The organism is Streptomyces sp. NPDC006385, assembly GCF_040612485.1.
Classification (GTDB): domain Bacteria; phylum Actinomycetota; class Actinomycetes; order Streptomycetales; family Streptomycetaceae; genus Streptomyces.
In genome coordinates this window covers 70,714-87,324 of record NZ_JBEXQG010000012.1, presented here as the reverse complement: position 1 = coordinate 87,324, position 16,611 = coordinate 70,714, and the positions used below count along the sequence as shown (strand labels likewise).

At 70.9% G+C, this 16,611-nt stretch carries 10 protein-coding genes; all 10 read right to left on the bottom strand.

All coding sequences use genetic code 11. The features are described 5' to 3' along the window. Positions 1 to 21 precede the first annotated feature (21 nt). Entirely contained in the window at positions 22 to 1,668 is a 1,647-nt protein-coding gene (locus ABZ078_RS12470; RefSeq protein WP_356574373.1) for an alpha/beta hydrolase, read from the bottom strand. Positions 1,669 to 1,894: 226 nt separating this feature from the next. Then, the gene (locus ABZ078_RS12465) at positions 1,895 to 3,100 is read right to left on the bottom strand and encodes a DNA polymerase III subunit delta' (protein WP_356574371.1); all 1,206 of its coding nucleotides are present in this window, start codon (positions 3,098 to 3,100) and stop codon (positions 1,895 to 1,897) included. 271 nt (positions 3,101 to 3,371) lie between these two features. Beyond that, entirely contained in the window at positions 3,372 to 6,617 is a 3,246-nt protein-coding gene (gene tmk, locus ABZ078_RS12460; protein ID WP_356574370.1) for a dTMP kinase, read from the bottom strand. 188 nt (positions 6,618 to 6,805) lie between these two features. After that, complete coding sequence (topA, locus tag ABZ078_RS12455) at positions 6,806 to 9,664, bottom strand: type I DNA topoisomerase (protein WP_356574368.1); 2,859 nt, start codon at positions 9,662 to 9,664, stop codon at positions 6,806 to 6,808. A 247-nt stretch (positions 9,665 to 9,911) separates the two neighbouring features. Then, positions 9,912 to 10,109: a hypothetical protein gene (locus ABZ078_RS12450; protein ID WP_356574366.1), complete on the bottom strand. Its 198-nt coding sequence runs from the start codon at positions 10,107 to 10,109 to the stop codon at positions 9,912 to 9,914. 447 nt (positions 10,110 to 10,556) lie between these two features. After that, the gene (locus tag ABZ078_RS12445; protein ID WP_356574364.1) at positions 10,557 to 12,098 is read right to left on the bottom strand and encodes a class I SAM-dependent methyltransferase; all 1,542 of its coding nucleotides are present in this window, start codon (positions 12,096 to 12,098) and stop codon (positions 10,557 to 10,559) included. A gap of 46 nt (positions 12,099 to 12,144) precedes the next feature. Further along, positions 12,145 to 12,735, bottom strand: a complete 591-nt coding sequence (locus ABZ078_RS12440) for a small secreted protein (protein ID WP_356574362.1) — start codon at positions 12,733 to 12,735, stop codon at positions 12,145 to 12,147. Between the two features lie 214 nt (positions 12,736 to 12,949). Then, the gene (locus ABZ078_RS12435; RefSeq protein ID WP_356574361.1) at positions 12,950 to 15,355 is read right to left on the bottom strand and encodes a sodium-translocating pyrophosphatase; all 2,406 of its coding nucleotides are present in this window, start codon (positions 15,353 to 15,355) and stop codon (positions 12,950 to 12,952) included. 309 nt (positions 15,356 to 15,664) lie between these two features. Beyond that, positions 15,665 to 16,090 carry an ATP-binding protein gene (locus ABZ078_RS12430; protein WP_356574359.1) on the bottom strand — a complete coding sequence of 142 codons (426 nt, stop codon included), beginning with the start codon at positions 16,088 to 16,090 and terminating at the stop codon, positions 15,665 to 15,667. Positions 16,091 to 16,210: 120 nt separating this feature from the next. After that, on the bottom strand, positions 16,211 to 16,552 hold the full coding sequence (bldG, locus tag ABZ078_RS12425; RefSeq protein WP_003975386.1) for an anti-sigma factor antagonist BldG: 342 nt from the start codon (positions 16,550 to 16,552) through the stop codon (positions 16,211 to 16,213). Between the last annotated feature and the right edge of the window lie 59 nt (positions 16,553 to 16,611).

The window sequence follows — 16,611 nt, the reverse complement described above, 5'->3', positions numbered from 1 at the left end:
CAGCCCCTGCCACAGCCGTGATCAAGTCGATGAGCAGCGCTTTCCGTCCCTCGGCGGCGTCCCCCGGAGGAGATATGCGTTGATCGTGTCGTCGATGCACGCGCTGCCCCGCCCGTACGCCGTGTGGCCGTCACCGTCGTAGGTGAGGAGGCGGGCCGAGGAGAGTTGGCGGGTCAGGGCCTGGGCCCAGCGGTAGGGGGTCGCCGGGTCGCGGGTGGTCCCGACCACGACGATCGGGGACGCGCCCTCCGCCACGATGCGGCGCGGCTCGCCGGTCGGGGCCACCGGCCAGTAGGCGCAGTTCAGGGTGGCCCAGGCGAGGCCCTCGCCGAAGACGGGGGACGCCTTTTCGAAGGCGGGGAGGGACTTGCGGACGTCGTCGGGGGTGGCGAAGGCGGCCGGGAGGTCGAGGCAGTTCACGGCCGCGTTGGCGAACATCAGGTTCGTGTAACGGCCGTCGGCGTCGCGCTCGAAGTAGCTGTCGGAGAGGCCGAGCAGGCCCGCGCCGTCGTTCTCCCGCATCGCCGCGGACAGGGCGTCGCGCAGTTGGGACCAGGCCCCCTCGTCGTACATCGCCGCGATCACGCCGGTGGTGGCGAGGGACTCGCCGAGCTTGCGGCCGTCCGCGTCGCCGGTCGGGATCGGTCGCGCGTCGAGCTTGCGGAAGAAGGCCTTGAGTTTCTTGCCGACGTCCGCGGCCTTCGTGCCCAGCGGACAGTCCGGCTGCCGAACGCAGTCCCGCGCGAACGCCTGGAACGCCGTCTCGAAGCCGGCCGTCTGGTCGAGGTTCATCCTGAGGGCGGGCAGGGAGGGGTCCATCGCACCGTCCAGGACCAGCCGGCCCACCCGGTCCGGGAACAGCCCTGCGTACGTCGCCCCGAGGAAGGTGCCGTACGACGCCCCCACGAACGTCAGTCTCTCGTCCCCCAGCGCCGCCCGCACGACGTCCATGTCCCGGGCCGCCTCGGTCGTGGAGACATGGCGGAGCAGGCCGGGCGCGTCCGCTCCGCAGCCTTCCGCGAACCTCTTGTACGCGGCGACGAGCTCGCCGGTCTCCTTCTCGTCGTCAGGCGTGAAGTCGGTCTGCGTGTACCTGTCCATCTCGCGTCCGTCGAGGCATTCGACGGGCTGGCTGCGGGCGACTCCACGCGGGTCCACGGCGACCATGTCGTAGCGGGCGCGCACGTCGGCCGGATAGCCGATGCCCGCGTACTGCTGGAGGTAGCCGATCGCCGAGCCGCCGGGGCCGCCCGGGTTCACGAGCAGCGACCCGAGCCGCCGGCCCGGGCCCGTCGCCTTCTTGCGGGCCACGGCGAGCCGGATGCTCCCGGCGTCCGGCTTCGCGTAGTCCAGCGGCGCGCGCATCGTGGCGCACTGGAAGCCGGGCGCGCCGCAGTTGCGCCAGGTCAGCTTCTGCCCGTAGTACGGCGCGAGCGGGGCCGGCGTCGACCGCGGCAGCGCGGCCAGCGCCGCCGCCCCGGCCGCCGGGCTCCTCGGCTTTGTCGCCTTCGTCGGCTCGCCGGAAGTGCAGGCGGACACGAGCAACGCGGCGACGGTGAGGAGAGCACCGACCGCGCCCGCTCGCCGAGGGGTGGAGCGGTGGCTGCGCGGGTCCTGCCCGCGTGGGCTCGGGTCGGGGCTGAGTGCGGGGCTGCGCCTGGTGTACATCAGGCGAGAGTAACTCTGTGCAGCGGGTTGGGTGCTGTGTGTGCACAGCACGGCTCGTACGAGTTACATGGTCAACCTCGTGTTGATCACCTGCGGGAGAGGAGAGGAGAGGAGAGGATAAGAGGGATGGGACGGTCCATGGATCCGGCCAGGTCCGTGGACTCGGCCGCAACCATGCATTCAGGCTGGCCCGTGGACTCGGCCGGCACCCATGGACTCGGCCTGGTCAGCCCGCTCTGAGCGCCATGGTCATCGCCTCCACCGCCAGCAGCGGCGCCACATTGCGGTCGAGGGCGTCGCGGCAGGCGGCGATCGCCTCGATGCGGCGCAGCGTGGACTCCGGGGCGCTGTCGCGGGCGAGGCGCTGCAGGGCGTCCTCGGCGTCGGTGTTGGCGAGGGCGACGCGGGAGCCGAGCTGGAGGGCGAGGACGTCGCGGTAGAAGGCGGTGAGGTCGGTCAGGGCGAGGTCGAGGCTGTCGCGCTGCGTCCGCGTCCGGCGCCGCTTCTGCTTGTCCTCCAGCTCCTTCATCACGCCCGCCGTGCCGCGCGGCATCCGGCCGCCCTGGACCGCGCCCAGCGCCGCCTTCAGCTCCTCGGTCTCCTTGACATCGGTCTCCTCCGCGAGCTGCTTGGCGTCCTCGGCGGCGGCGTCGACGAGTTCCTGGGCGGCCTTGAGGCAGGCACCGACCTCACCCAGCCGCAGGGGCAGCTTGAGGACGGCGGCCCGGCGTTCACGGGCGGCCGGGTCGGTGGCCAGGCGGCGGGCCCGGTCGACGTGCCCCTGCGTGGCGCGGGCCACCGCTGCGGCGACGTCGGGCTCGATGCCTTCCCGCCGTACGAGCATGTCGGCGACCGCGTCGACCGAGGGCGTGCTCAGGTTCAGGTGGCGGCAGCGGGAGCGGATCGTGGGCAGGACGTCCTCGACCGAGGGGGCGCAGAGCAGCCAGACCGTACGGGGGGCGGGCTCCTCCACGGCTTTCAGGACGGCGTTGGCCGACTTCTCGTTCAGCCGCTCGGCGTCCTCGACGAGGATGATCTGCCAGCGGCCGTTCGCCGGTGAGGTGAACGACTTGCGGACGGTGTCCCGCATGTCGTCGGCGAGGATCTGGGTGCCGACGGCGGCGACGGTGGTGACGTCGGCGTGCGTGCCGACGAGCGCCGTATGACACCCGTCGCAGAAACCGCAGCCGGGGGATCCCCCGAGCGCCCGGTCGGGGCTGACGCACTGCAGCGCGGCGGCGAAGGCCCGCGCCGCCTGGTTCCGGCCCGCCCCGGGCGGACCCGTGAACAACCAGGCGTGCGTCATCTTGGACGCCTCGGGGAGCGGCGTGTCGGCGGCGACGGCGGTGACGAGCGCGTCGGCGTCCCGAGCGGCAGCGTCCAGCTGTTCGCTCACCCTCTCCTGCCCCACCAGGTCGTCCCACACGCTCATGGGTCACGCCCGCCTTTCGTCACACTTCGCACTTCGCGTCGCCAGATCCATTGTGCGGGGCGGCACTGACAACGGGGGCCGGGGCGGGCGGCACGTACATCGTGCGACTGCGGCCCGAATCGTGCACCTGCGGTGCCGCAGAGCGCGACACCTCCCAAACCTCCCAAGCGGGCGGGCCGGCGGCCACAGCCCGGCGTCGGCCACAGCCCGGCGTCGGCCGCCGCGCAGCTCAGCCGAGCAGCCGAGCAACCGACCCCAGAGCCAGCCGACCTCAGCGTCGCCGACCGCGCCCCCGGCCCCCGTCCTCGTCGTACTCGTCCTCATGCGGCCCCAGCAGCTCGTCCGCGAGCGTCGGCAGATCGTCCAGCGGTGTCTCCTCGGCCCAGTCGGACCGAGCCCTGTGCCGAGGTACCCCCGACTCGTCGACCTGGGGCATCTCCCGCGTGCGGTCCTCGGACCCGTCCGGCTGTCCCGTCCGCTCGTCGCGGAAGTAGTCCGGCGGAACGCGGTCCGCGGGCCCCTGCCCCGACACCGGCGGCAGCACCGCCGTCTCATCGGCCGCGCCGGGCACCACGGGAGGCAGCACCGCCGTCTCGTCCGCCGCGCCGGGCACCACGGGAGGCAGCACCGCCGTCTCGTCCGCAGCCCCCGGAGGAACCGGCGGCTGCGGCAGCTTCGTCGTCACCTCCGAGTCGGACTCACCGGCGGCGCGGTCTTCGGAGGGCGGCTCCGCGTCCGGCTTGCGCCGCTGCTCGTCGCGCACGGGCCGCAGCACAGTCGTCTCGTCCGACGCCCCGCCCGGTGCCTGTTCCCGTGCCTGCCCCGGCGTCACCACCGGCGTGGGCACGGTTGCCGCGTCCGCCGGGGCGACACCGGCTCCAGGACCCGTCGGCCTCGGCCCCGCCTGTGCCTGGGCCGCCGCCTGCTCCGCCTGCCGCCGTGCCTCCTCGGCCCGCAGCAGAGCCTCCTCGGCCTTGCGCTGCTTCTCCAGGCGCAGTGCCTCGGCCTCGGCACGAATGCGCGCCTCTTCCTCGGCCTGCTTGCGGCGCCGCTCCTCCTCGGCCTTGCGACGCGCTTCCTCCTCGGCGCGCGCCTTCTCCTCCGCGAGGAGCCGCTGCCGCTCCTCCTCGGCCTTGCGGCGCGCTTCCTCGGCCCGCTGCCGGGCCTCCTCCGCCTGCCGTTCGGCCTCGCGCCGCTGCGCCTCCTCCAGCTCGCGCCGCTTGCGCTCCTCCTCCTCGGCACGCAGCCGGGCGAGCTGCTCCTGGCGCTCACGCTCCAGGCGCTCCTCCTCGGCCTTGCGGGCGGCCTCTTCCTCGGCCTTGCGGCGGGCCTCCTCCTCGGCCTTGCGCCGCGCTTCCTCCTGCGCCTGGATCTCCGCCTCGGACAGCGGCAGCATCTGGTCGAGCCGGTGCCGGATGACGGTCGTCACCGCCTCGGGCTCCTGGCCCGCGTCCACGACCAGGTACCGCCCGGGGTCGGCCGCGGCCAGCGTCAGGAACCCGGACCGCACGCGCGCGTGGAACTCGGCCGGCTCCGACTCCAGCCGGTCCGGCGCCTCGGTGAACCGCTCGCGGGCGACCTCCGGCGAGATGTCCAGCAGGACCGTCAGATGCGGCGCGAGGCCGTGGGTCGCCCAGCGGTTGATACGGGCGACCTCCGTCGGGGACAGGTCACGGCCGGCCCCCTGGTAGGCCACCGAGGAGTCGACGTAGCGGTCCGAGATCACGACCGCGCCGCGCTCCAGCGCGGGCCGGACCACCGTGTCGACGTGTTCCGCGCGGTCCGCCGCGTACAGCAGCGCCTCCGCGCGGTGCGACAGTCCGGCGCTCGACACGTCCAGCAGGATCGACCGCAGCCGCTTGCCGACCGGCGTCGCCCCCGGCTCGCGGGTGACGACGACCTCGTGGCCCTTGGCCCGGATCCACTCGGCGAGCGCCTCGGCCTGGGTGGACTTCCCGGCGCCGTCGCCGCCCTCCAGGGCGATGAAGAAACCGGACGTCGCGGGCACCTGCTCCGGATCGTCACCGCCGAGCAGCGCGTCCCGCAGGTCCTGCCGCAGCGGCACACCGGAGCGGTCGTCGACCTTGGCCAGCACCAGCGCGGCCACCGGCAGCAGCAGCGCGCCGACCAGCATCAGCGTGAACGCCGCGCCGCCGTGCGCGAAGACGAACTTGCCGCTCTCCAGGCGGTGCGGCCCGATCAGCGCGGCCACCAGCGGCGCGATCACCGCGCCGAGCGCGACACTGACCCGCGCGACCGCGTGCAGATGCTCCGTCGTCCGGGGCCGCCGGAACTCCTCGGCCTCCTGGTCGAGCAGGGTGTGCCCGGTGTTGGCGGCCATGCCCGCGCCGACGCCGGCCAGCGCGAGGATCAGCAGCACGGTGGTGACGTCCGGGACGAGTCCCGCGGCCAGCAGCGCGACGCCGGTGAAGGCGATCGCCAGCGCCAGCAGCCGGCGCCGCGACAGGGCGGGCAGCACGGAGGGCGCCGTACGGATGCCGACGACCACTCCGCCGGTCAGCGCGAGCACCAGCAGGCCGTACAGCACCGGCCCGCCGCCCAGGTCCTTGGCGTGCAGCACGGTCACGGCGACCGCGGCGGACACCGCCCCGGCGACGGCCGCGCAGGCGGTCACCAGCAGGGCGATCGCGCCGGTACGGCCCTTGTCGACGCCCGAGCCGGTCTTGGGCCGGCGCAGCCCCTCCAGCGGCGACCGCGCGCGCGGGGTGCGTGTGTCGGGCAGGTCGAGGAAGGTCAGCACGGACAGGGACGCGGCGAACAGGCCGGCCGCGACATACGACCCGAGGGCCGCCTGATGCTGGGCGAACCAGTCGACTCCGGCGCCGAGCAGGTTGTTGAGCAGTGCCGCGACGACGAGCGCGGCGGCGGCCAGGGGGACCGCCACGAAGCCCGTACGCAGTGACAGGCGGCGCAGGGCGTCCATGTGGTCCGGCAGCGGTCGTACCGTCGCGCCCTCCGGCGGCGGGGGTGGCAGCAGGGCGGGCGCCGCGCTCTCCCGGCACACCGTCCAGAAGCGCTCGGCGACGCCGGTCACGAAGACGGTGACCAACAGGACGGCGAGCGCGTTGTCCGGCGTCCAGTCGATCCACAGGGGCGCGACGATCAGCAGCGCCGCCCGCAGGCCGTCCGCGCCGACCATCGTCCAGCGCCGGTCGAGCGGGCCGTCGTGGGAGGTGAGCGAGGTCAGGGGACCGAGGAGTACGGCCCCGAACAGCAGCGTCGCCAGGATGCGCACCCCGAAGACGGTCGCCACTGCGAACGCCACGCCCCGGTACCCACCGCCGAACGTCCCCTCGGCGATCGACGCCTGAAGGGCCAGCAGGACCAGCACCAGGAGCGCGAGCATGTCGCCGACTCCGCCTACCAACTGTGCGCTCCACAACCGCTTGAGCTGCGGTCGGCGCAGCAGGGCGCGGACGGCACGCTCGCGGGAGTCCGCCGCGAGGGCGTCGTCGGGGGCGGTGTTGGGGGCCGTTGTCTGCTCGGCTCGCGTCATGCTTTCAGCCTATCGGGACGGACTGACAGCCCGGCGCACGCGCCCGAACGTACGCGCGCCCCGACACCAAACTGATGCCGAGGCGTTCGTTTTGCGAACCGGAAGTGAAGAACCGGACCGTCAAGCGACCCTCGAACGGGCCGGGTTGGCCCTCACGAGGACCGGTCGACGCCGACCGGGACGGCGGCTCAGTCCTCCGCCGCCGACTTGGCGGCCGTCGCCTTCTTGGCCGCGGTCTTCTTCGCCGTCGTCTTCTTCGCGGCCGTGGTCGTCTTGGCCGCGGTCTTCTTGGCGGCCGTCTTCTTGGCCGGGGCGGCCTTCTTCACGGTCGTCTTCTTCGCGGCGGTCTTCTTCGCCGTCTTCTTCGCGGGCCCCTTCGCGCGCTTCTCCGCGAGCAGTTCGAAGCCGCGCTCCGGGGTGATCGTCTCGACGCTGTCGCCGGAGCGCAGGGTCGCGTTGGTCTCCCCGTCGGTGACGTACGGCCCGAAGCGACCGTCCTTGACGACGACCGGCTTCCCGCTGACCGGGTCCGCGCCCAGCTCCTTCAGCGGCGGCTTGGCGGCGGCACGCCCCCGCTGCTTGGGCTGGGAGTAGATCTCCAGCGCCTCTTCGAGGGTGATCGTGAAGAGCTGCTCCTCGGACTGGAGCGAACGCGAGTCCGTGCCCTTCTTCAGGTACGGGCCGTAGCGGCCGTTCTGCGCGGTGATCTCCTGGCCTTCGGCGTCGGTGCCGACGACACGCGGCAGCGACATCAGCTTGAGCGCGTCGTCCAGCGTCACCGTGTCCAGCGACATCGACTTGAACAGCGAGGCCGTACGCGGCTTGACGGCGTTCTTGCCGGTCTTCGGGGTGCCCTCGGGGAGCACCTCGGTGACGTACGGGCCGTAGCGGCCGTCCTTGGCGACGATCGCGTGGCCCGTGGCCGGGTCGGTGCCGAGCTCGAAGTCGCCGCTGGGCTTGGCCAGCAGTTCCTCGGCCAGCTCGACGGACAGCTCGTCGGGCGCGAGGTCGTCCGGGATGTCGGCGCGCTGGTGCTGCTCGGTGTCCTTCTCGCCGCGCTCGATGTACGGGCCGTAGCGCCCGACCCGCAGCACGATGTCGTTGCCCACGGGGAACGACGAGACCTCGCGGGCGTCGATCGCGCCCAGGTCGGTCACCAGCTCCTTGAGGCCACCGAGGTGGTCCCCGTCGCCGTTGCCCGCGTCGGCCGCGGTGCCGCTGCTGCCCGCGGCGAATCCGCTGTCGGATGCTGTCTCGCCGAAGTAGAACCGCTTCAGCCACGGCACGGCCTGCGCCTCGCCGCGGGCGATGCGGTCGAGGTCGTCCTCCATCTTGGCGGTGAAGTCGTAGTCGACGAGTCGCCCGAAGTGCTTCTCCAGGAGGTTGACCACGGCGAAGGACAGGAAGGACGGGACGAGCGCCGTGCCCTTCTTGAACACATAGCCGCGGTCGAGGATCGTGCCGATGATCGACGCGTACGTCGACGGGCGGCCGATCTCGCGCTCCTCCAGCTCCTTGACCAGCGACGCCTCGGTGTAGCGGGCCGGGGGCTTGGTGGCGTGCCCGTCGACCGTGATCTCCTCGGCGCTCAGGGCGTCGCCCTCGGTGACCTGCGGCAGCCGGCGCTCACGGTCGTCCAGCTCGGCGTTCGGGTCGTCGGCGCCCTCGACGTAGGCCTTCAGGAAGCCGTGGAAGGTGATCGTCTTGCCGGACGCGCTGAATTCGACGTCCCGGCCGTCGGCCGCCGCGCCACCGATCTTGACCGTGACCGAGTTGCCGGTCGCGTCCTTCATCTGGGAGGCGACGGTCCGCTTCCAGATCAGCTCGTAGAGCTTGAACTGGTCGCCGGTCAGCCCGGTCTCGGCAGGCGTGCGGAAGCGGTCGCCGGAGGGGCGGATCGCCTCGTGCGCCTCCTGGGCGTTCTTGACCTTCCCGGCGTACGTCCGCGGGGAGGACGGCAGATAGTCGGCGCCGTAAAGCTGCGTGACCTGGGCACGGGCGGCCGCGACGGCGGTGTCGCTCAGCGTCGTGGAGTCCGTACGCATGTACGTGATGTAGCCGTTCTCGTACAGCTTCTGCGCGACCTGCATGGTCGCCTTCGCGCCGAAGCCCAGCTTGCGGCTGGCTTCCTGCTGCAGTGTCGTCGTACGGAACGGGGCGTACGGCGAGCGGCGGTACGGCTTGGACTCGACGGACCGCACCGAGAACCGGGTGTTCTCCAGGGCGGCGGCCAGGGCGCGGGCGTTCGCCTCGTCGAGGTGGAGGGTGTTCGCGCTCTTGAGTTGTCCGAGGGAGTCGAAGTCGCGGCCCTGCGCGACCCGCCTGCCGTCGACGGTCTGCAGGCGGGCGACCAGCGACGACGGGTCCGACGGATCCCCCGCGCGGCCGGTCGCGAAGGTGCCCGTCAGGTCCCAGTACTCAGCAGAACGAAACGCGATGCGCTCGCGTTCCCGCTCCACGACGAGTCGGGTGGCGACCGACTGGACACGGCCCGCCGACAGGCGCGGCATGACCTTCTTCCACAGGACCGGCGAGACCTCGTAGCCGTAGAGGCGGTCGAGGATGCGGCGGGTCTCCTGGGCGTCGACGAGCTTCTGGTTGAGCTGGCGCGGGTTGGCGACGGCTGCCTGGATCGCGGCCTTGGTGATCTCGTGGAAGACCATCCGCTTGACCGGGACCTTCGGCTTGAGCACTTCCTGGAGGTGCCAGGCGATGGCCTCGCCCTCGCGGTCCTCATCGGTGGCGAGGTAGAGCTCGTCGGAGTCCTTCAGCAGGTCCTTGAGCTTCTTGACTTGGGCCTTCTTGTCGGCGTTGACGACATAGATCGGCTCGAAGTCGTGCTCGACGTCCACGCCGAGGCGGCGGACCTCGCCGGTGTACTTCTCCGGCACCTCCGCGGCACCGTTGGGAAGGTCGCGGATGTGCCCGACGCTCGCTTCGACTACGTAGCCGGGGCCCAGGTAGCCCTTGATCGTCTTCGCCTTGGCAGGCGACTCGACGATGACGAGTCGGCGGCCGCCCTGTGCGGTCTCGCTGGTCGGGGACAACTTCGCTCTTCTCTCCGGTCGACGCTGGGGCCTCCCCAGGCCTACATCCCGGGGTCGGGTGGTGGTGGTGACGCTGCGGAGTGTGACGGTACATCCCGCCCCGTTGTCAAACGGGAAAAGCCCGCAACGGCCACTCGAACGGTAACCCGACTTCCGTCATTCCTGCCGCCCGGAGTGCCCACAGTCCTATTCGAGCCTTTCCGGAAGGCACCCTCCTAATTATCGGCCGCACAGCTCGAAGGGCTTCTCACAGACGGGTCAAGCACCATACGCCGAAGATCAACGCGACCACCGAGACAAGGCCGGCGAGCGTCGCCGATGCGACGCGGCTCACACCTTGAGCGACGGGCCGGTGCTGTCGTACCCGGACCGCCGTCCACATCAGCAACCCGCCTCCGAACAGGGCGAAGACCGCCCCAGCGAAGATCGCCGGCCCCCTCTCCATGGCGGGGCTCGCCCCTTTTCTCCCGTCCGAGAGTTCTCAGCCCGGCGAGGCTGACACGCGCGTGCGGCGCTCAGGCGAACCTCAGGTGAACGGCGGGCCGCCGCGGCTGCGGACTCCTGGAGGCCCTCCCCGCGGCGGCGACCACACAAGCCCCATGAGACCCATCACTCTCGCCGACCTCTGCACCCTTGGTCGCTCTCATCGGCCTCCTGAGCCCCACCAGCGACCAGACCTGGCCGAGGGCGGGCGGCGCCGAGATCGACTCGAATTTGTCGGCTCGCCGGGTTGGTGGCGTTGCCCGAGCCTCTATCTGCTGCCTCCTCCGAGAAAACACCTCACGCGGCTGGCCGCAAAGGCGAGCGCCGGATCGAGGCAGCGCGATGGATAGCGGTCACGGCGCCCGTCGTGGTCACGGCGACGGTTCGTGGTCACCGCGGCGGTTCGAGGTCACCGCGCCGGTTCGAGGAACCCCTGCTCCACCAGCAGCCGGATCTGCGCGGGCGTACGGTCGCGCAGCAACACGGGGTCCTCGCCCATCAGTTGGGCGATCGCGTCCAGAATGCGCCCCGCGCTGAGCAAGCCGTCGCACACGCCTGCGAAGCCCGCGCCGACCGTGTCCACCTGGGTGGCCCGTCGCATACCGCGGTTCTGGCGCAGCACCACGTGTTCCGGGTCCTCGGCACCGGGCAGCCCCACCTGCTCCTGCACGACCTCGGCGACGAGCCTGAAGTGGTCCTCCAGCAGGTCCGCGTCGTCGTGCGCGCGCAGGTAGTCGAGGCGGTCGAAGTGCGCGCGGACCGTGTCGCCGAGCGGCTGTTCGACCGGATGCGGCCACTCCTCCACCGTGATCGAGGGCACGGCGGCCGACGTCTTCCTCAGGGTGATCCACCCGAACCCCACGGCCTTCACCTTGCGCGCCTCGAACTCGTCCAGCCACGCGTCGTACCGCGCCTGGTACTCGGCCGCATTCCCCCGGTGGTCACCGGCGTCCCTCAGCCACAGCTCGGCGTACTGCGTGACGTCCTGGACCTCGCGCTGCACGATCCAGGCGTCGCACCCGCGCGGCACCCACGACCGCAGCCGGTCCTGCCAGTCCTCCCCTTCCACGTGCTGCCAGTTGGCGAGGAACTGCGCGAACCCGCCCTCGTTGAGCCGCTCCCCCGCTCCCTGAACGATCGACCGGCACAGATCGTCCCCGCCCATCCCGCCGTCGCGGTACGTGAGTCGCGCGCCGGGCGAGATCACGAAGGGCGGGTTCGACACGATCAGGTCGTACGTCTCGCCGCTCTTGAGCGGCTCGAACAGCGAGCCCTGCCGCAGATCCGCGGCCGGGGCACCGGACAGCGCGAGCGTCAGCGCGGTGATGTGCAGCGCGCGCGCGTTGAGGTCGGTCGCCGTCACGCGCGTGGCGTGCTGTGCGGCGTGCAGCGCCTGGATGCCGGAACCGGTGCCGAGGTCGAGCGCGGAGGCGACGGGCGTACGGACCGTGATGCCGGCGAGCGTCGTGGAGGCGCCGCCGACACCCAGGACGACACCTGCGTCTGCCTGGCGGCCGTTGCCGCCGATGCCGCCCGCCCCGCCGACGGCACACCCCAGGTCGGACACGATGAACCAGTCCTCGCCACCGGGTCCGCCGTAGGGCCGTACGTCCACGGTCGCGGCGAGGTCGTCGCCGGAGTCCCCACCGACCCGAATCAGCCACCCGCTGTCCAGGCACGCCTCGACAGGCAGAACGTCCGCCACGCGCGCGTGCGGCACCGGCCGCTGCAACAGGAACAGGCGTACGAGCGCCTCCAGCGGTGTGTCTCCGCGGGTCGCCCGGAGCGCGGGCACGATCTCGCTTCGCGCGAGCGCCGCGTACGCGGGCGCACCGAGCAGTTCGAGCAGCCCGTCGGCGGTGAAGGACGCCGCGAGCAGGGCATCCCTCAGCCGGGCGGCGACGTCGGGACGATCGGAGGCGGGCAGGGCAGACAGGCTGGAGTCACTCACGCCCTCATTGTGACCCGCGTCCGCCTCCGCCCGCCGTGCGGGCGGCTCAGCTGCCGGTGGCGGGTGCCGGCGCCGAAGCGGTCGCCTGCTTGCAGCCTTCCTGCTTGAGCAGCGCCTGCTTGGTGTCGCCGTTCACTTCCAGCTTCTTCAGCGCGTCGAGCGCGCTCTTGCGCTGGCTCACGACGTCCTTCATGTCTTCCCCGACCTTGCGCAGCCCGGAAGCGAACTTCGCCTGGTCCTTGGTGTTCAGCGCGTCCGTCTGCTTCTTCAGCTCGGCGTAACTCACGGAGACGGCGGTGAGCTTCTTGATGGCGTCCTGCTGCTTCTGCTTGCCGTCCCCGACGCCCGGAGGCGGTCCGGCCTGCTGAAGCAGGGTCGCGCGTGCCTTGAAGCCGTCGGAGAGATCCTGGAATGCCTGGGCGTCGACCTTCTGGAGCTCCTTGGGCGGGCTGTCCTTGGCCGCCTTCGTGATCGCGGCGTCGGCGGCCGCGATCTTCGCGTTCTGCGCCGGCGCCGTGTCGCAGACCTTCTTGGCCCAGGCGTCCAGCTCCGGGTTGCCCTCGTCGCTCGTGCATCCCGTCAAAGCCAGTGCCAGTGCCGCACCGCCGGACAGTGCGGCCGTGAGCTTCTTGTTCACCGGTTCGGTCCCTTCCGTGGCTCTCGGCCACCGGACCCTACACGGCGAACAGGAGACAGCCGTGAGCCAAACATCACCTCTGTAATGTTTTCCAACTTTTTGCACCATGTGAGAGAAGGGTCACGGCAAGGGCGTGTACAAGCAGAAGACGGGCGGGCGGCACGTCAACGCGCGCCACCCGCCCGCCTCTTGAGCTGGGCCGTCGTAAGACCGCCTACGAAACCACCGCCGGATCGACCGGCTTGGCCACCCTGTCGGCGTTGCCTTCGTCACCCATGGCGATGCCACGTCGCTTGGAGACGTACACCGCGCCGACGATCACGAGGAGCGACAGTACGGCGATCAGCACCCGTACGCCGACGTTCTTGTCCTCGCCGTAGCTGAACTGGATGACCGCGGGCGCGATGAGCAGCGACACCAGGTTCATCACCTTCAGCAGCGGGTTGATCGCGGGACCGGCGGTGTCCTTGAAGGGGTCGCCGACCGTGTCGCCGATCACCGTGGCGGCGTGGGCCTCGCTGCCCTTGCCGCCGTGGTGGCCGTCCTCGACGAGCTTCTTGGCGTTGTCCCAGGCGCCACCGGAGTTGGCGAGGAACACCGCCATCAGCGTGCCCGCGCCGATCGCACCGGCGAGGAACGCGCCCAGCGCGCCGACGCCGAGCGTGAAGCCGATGAAGATCGGCGCCATCACGGCGAGCAGACCGGGCGTCGCGAGCTCCCGGAGCGCGTCCTTGGTGCAGATGTCGACGACCTTGCCGTACTCCGGCTTCTCGCTGTAGTCCATGATCCCGGGCTTCTCCCGGAACTGCCGCCGCACCTCGTACACCACGGCACCCGCCGACCGCGACACGGCGTTGATGGCGAGTCCGGAGAAGAGGAAGACGACCGCCGCGCCCGCGATGAGGCCGACGAGGTTATTGGGCTGCGAGATGTCCATCATCAGGCTCATCGGCGCGCCCTCGCCGGTCAGCTTCTCGCCCACGTCCCGCGCGCCGGTGGTGATGGCGTCGCGGTACGACCCGAAAAGCGCCGCGGCCGCGAGGACGGCGGTGGCGATGGCGATGCCCTTGGTGATGGCCTTGGTGGTGTTGCCGACCGCGTCCAGGTCGGTGAGCACCTGCGCGCCCGAGCCCGTGACGTCGCCGGACATCTCGGCGATGCCCTGCGCGTTGTCGGAGACCGGACCGAAGGTGTCCATGGCGACGATCACGCCGACCGTGGTGAGCAGGCCGGTGCCGGCCAGTGCCACCGCGAACAGCGCCAGCATGATCGACGTGCCGCCGAGCAGGAACGCCCCGTACACGCCCAGACCGATCAGCAGGGCGGTGTAGACCGCCGACTCCAGACCGACGGAGATACCGGCGAGGACGACGGTGGCGGGCCCCGTGAGCGAGGTCTTGCCGATGTCCCTGACCGGCCGGCGGTTGGTCTCGGTGAAGTAGCCGGTCAGCTGCTGGATGACGGCGGCCAGCACGATGCCAATCGCCACCGCGACGAGCGCGAGGACCCGCGGGTCGCCGTCCTTGCCCGCGATCGCCGCGTCGGTGACGCCGTCGAGGTCGGCGTACGACGACGGCAGGTAGCTGAACACGGCGATCGCGACCAGCACGATCGAGATCACCGCGGAGATGAAGAACCCACGGTTGATCGCGGTCATGCCACTGCGGTCGCTGCGGCGCGGTGCCACCGCGAAGATGCCGATCATCGCGGTGATCACGCCGATCGCGGGCACGATCAGCGGGAAGGCGAGCCCCAGGTCGCCGAACGCCGCCGACCCGAGGATCAGCGCGGCGACCAGGGTCACGGCGTACGACTCGAAGAGGTCGGCCGCCATACCGGCGCAGTCGCCGACGTTGTCGCCCACGTTGTCGGCGATGGTCGCGGCATTGCGCGGGTCGTCCTCCGGAATGCCCTGCTCGACCTTGCCGACCAGGTCGGCGCCGACGTCGGCGGCCTTGGTGAAGATGCCGCCGCCGACACGCATGAACATCGCGATCAGCGCGGCGCCGAGGCCGAAGCCCTCGAGCACCTTCGGCGCGTCGGCCGCGTACACCAGCACCACACAGGAGGCGCCGAGCAGACCGAGCCCCACCGTGAACATGCCGACGACGCCGCCCGTACGGAAAGCGATCTTCATTGCTTTGTGTGAGACGGCGGTGAGGTCCTTTTCCGGCTCTCCCGGCGCCGGGGTCGCTTCCCGTGCGGCCGCGGCGACGCGCACATTGCTGCGCACGGCGAGCCACATGCCGATATAACCGGTGGCCGCCGAGAACGCGGCGCCGATCAAGAAGAACACCGATCGGCCGATGCGCTGATTCCAGTCGTCCGCGGGTAGCAGCATGAGCAGGAAGAACACGACGACGGCGAATACGCCGAGCGTGCGCAACTGCCGGGCCAGATAGGCGTTGGCGCCTTCCTGGACCGCTGCCGCGATCTTCTTCATGCTGTCGGTGCCCTCGCCCGCCGCGAGCACCTGGCGCACCAGGACGCCGGCGACCACGAGCGCGGCCAGCGCGACGACCCCGATGACCGTGATGATGATCCGGTTGTCGTCGGTCAGTACCGCGGCTGCGAAGGTTGTGGGGTGGTCAAGCTGATGAGGGGTAGAAAGCCCCGCCATTCGTCCTCCTTGACGCTTGGGCTGAGCTCAAGATGTGGACGGATTCTAGGTACCGGAACCTGATCAAAACAGAGCGCGGTAAGCGGAATTGGCCTTCACATGCCGTTCAGCAAATGATCGACGTCACGCCACTGAACCCGAAAGTGCTAATGCCCTGAAACCATTGACGCCCGTATTGCGCTTGATCAAATGATCGGCTGCTGATCGTGAATTCCTTCACGAATTCCCGCGCGCTGGTCGAATAAAACCCGAAGGGGCCCTGCTGAGCAGGGCCCCTTCGGTATGCGATGGGTCGAGCGATGAGCTTGATCAGGCGAGCACCGCGGTCGGCGGTGTGGTCGGCCAGGTCATGCGGATCAACCCGCCGTGCTCGTCGGCGGAGACCTCCACGTCGTCGACGAGACCGCTGATGACCGCGAGGCCCATCTCGTCCTCTTCGGCCTCCACGTCCGCGTCGCCGCCCGAGCGCTCGCCCGGGGCGGAGTGCGGCGCCTCGTCGCCGACCTCGATGGAGAACTGTTTCTCCTCCTCGATCAGCGCCACCTTCACCGGCGCCGTGATGCCCACGCTCTGGTGCAGTCCGACGGCACGGCTGCACGCCTCACCGACGGCGAGTCGCACCTCGTCCAGTACGGCCTCGTCCACTCCGGCCCTGCGCGCCACCGCTGCCGCCACCAGCCGGGCGGTCCTGACGTGCTCGGGCAGCGCGCTGAAGCGGAGTTCAACGGTGGCCATGCATCCCCCTCCGAACTACGGGCGTGCTGTCCGGGGGGCCGGGCCGCCGAAAGCCCGGTCCCCCGTCACTTTCCACTTCTGCCGTGCCGGGCACGCCCTGCGGCGGGCCCGGTGCGGTGATCAGTCGGTTGCCGCCACCGCTTCCTCGACCGAGGTGTGGATCGGGAACACCTTGGTGAGGCCGGTGATGCGGAAGATCTTGAGAATGCGCTCCTGGTTGCAGACCAGGCGCAGAGAGCCCTCATGGGCACGCACACGCTTCAGGCCGCCGACCAGTACGCCGAGCCCGGTGGAGTCGAGGAAGTCCACGCCCTCCATGTCGACGACGAGGTGGAAACTCCCGTCGTTCACCAGCTCGACCAGCTGCTCGCGCAGCTTGGGCGCGGTATATACGTCGATTTCGCCACCGACCTCGACGACCGTACGATCGCCGACGGTACGGGTCGACAGGGACAGGTCCACGGATCCTCCAGCACCTTGCTATCGAGCGGTCGCCCCTCGGGACACCTCGGCTTGCAACC

Bases quoted from the DNA above. Each gene is read 5' to 3' on its own strand.
- ABZ078_RS12470 (WP_356574373.1), bottom strand. From the start codon at position 1,668: ATGTACACCAGGCGCAGCCCCGCACTCAGCCCCGACCCGAGCCCACGC.
- ABZ078_RS12465 (WP_356574371.1), bottom strand. From the start codon at position 3,100: ATGAGCGTGTGGGACGACCTGGTGGGGCAGGAGAGGGTGAGCGAACAG.
- tmk (WP_356574370.1), bottom strand. From the start codon at position 6,617: ATGACGCGAGCCGAGCAGACAACGGCCCCCAACACCGCCCCCGACGAC.
- ABZ078_RS12450 (WP_356574366.1), bottom strand. From the start codon at position 10,109: ATGGAGAGGGGGCCGGCGATCTTCGCTGGGGCGGTCTTCGCCCTGTTC.
- ABZ078_RS12435 (WP_356574361.1), bottom strand. From the start codon at position 15,355: ATGGCGGGGCTTTCTACCCCTCATCAGCTTGACCACCCCACAACCTTC.
- ABZ078_RS12430 (WP_356574359.1), bottom strand. From the start codon at position 16,090: ATGGCCACCGTTGAACTCCGCTTCAGCGCGCTGCCCGAGCACGTCAGG.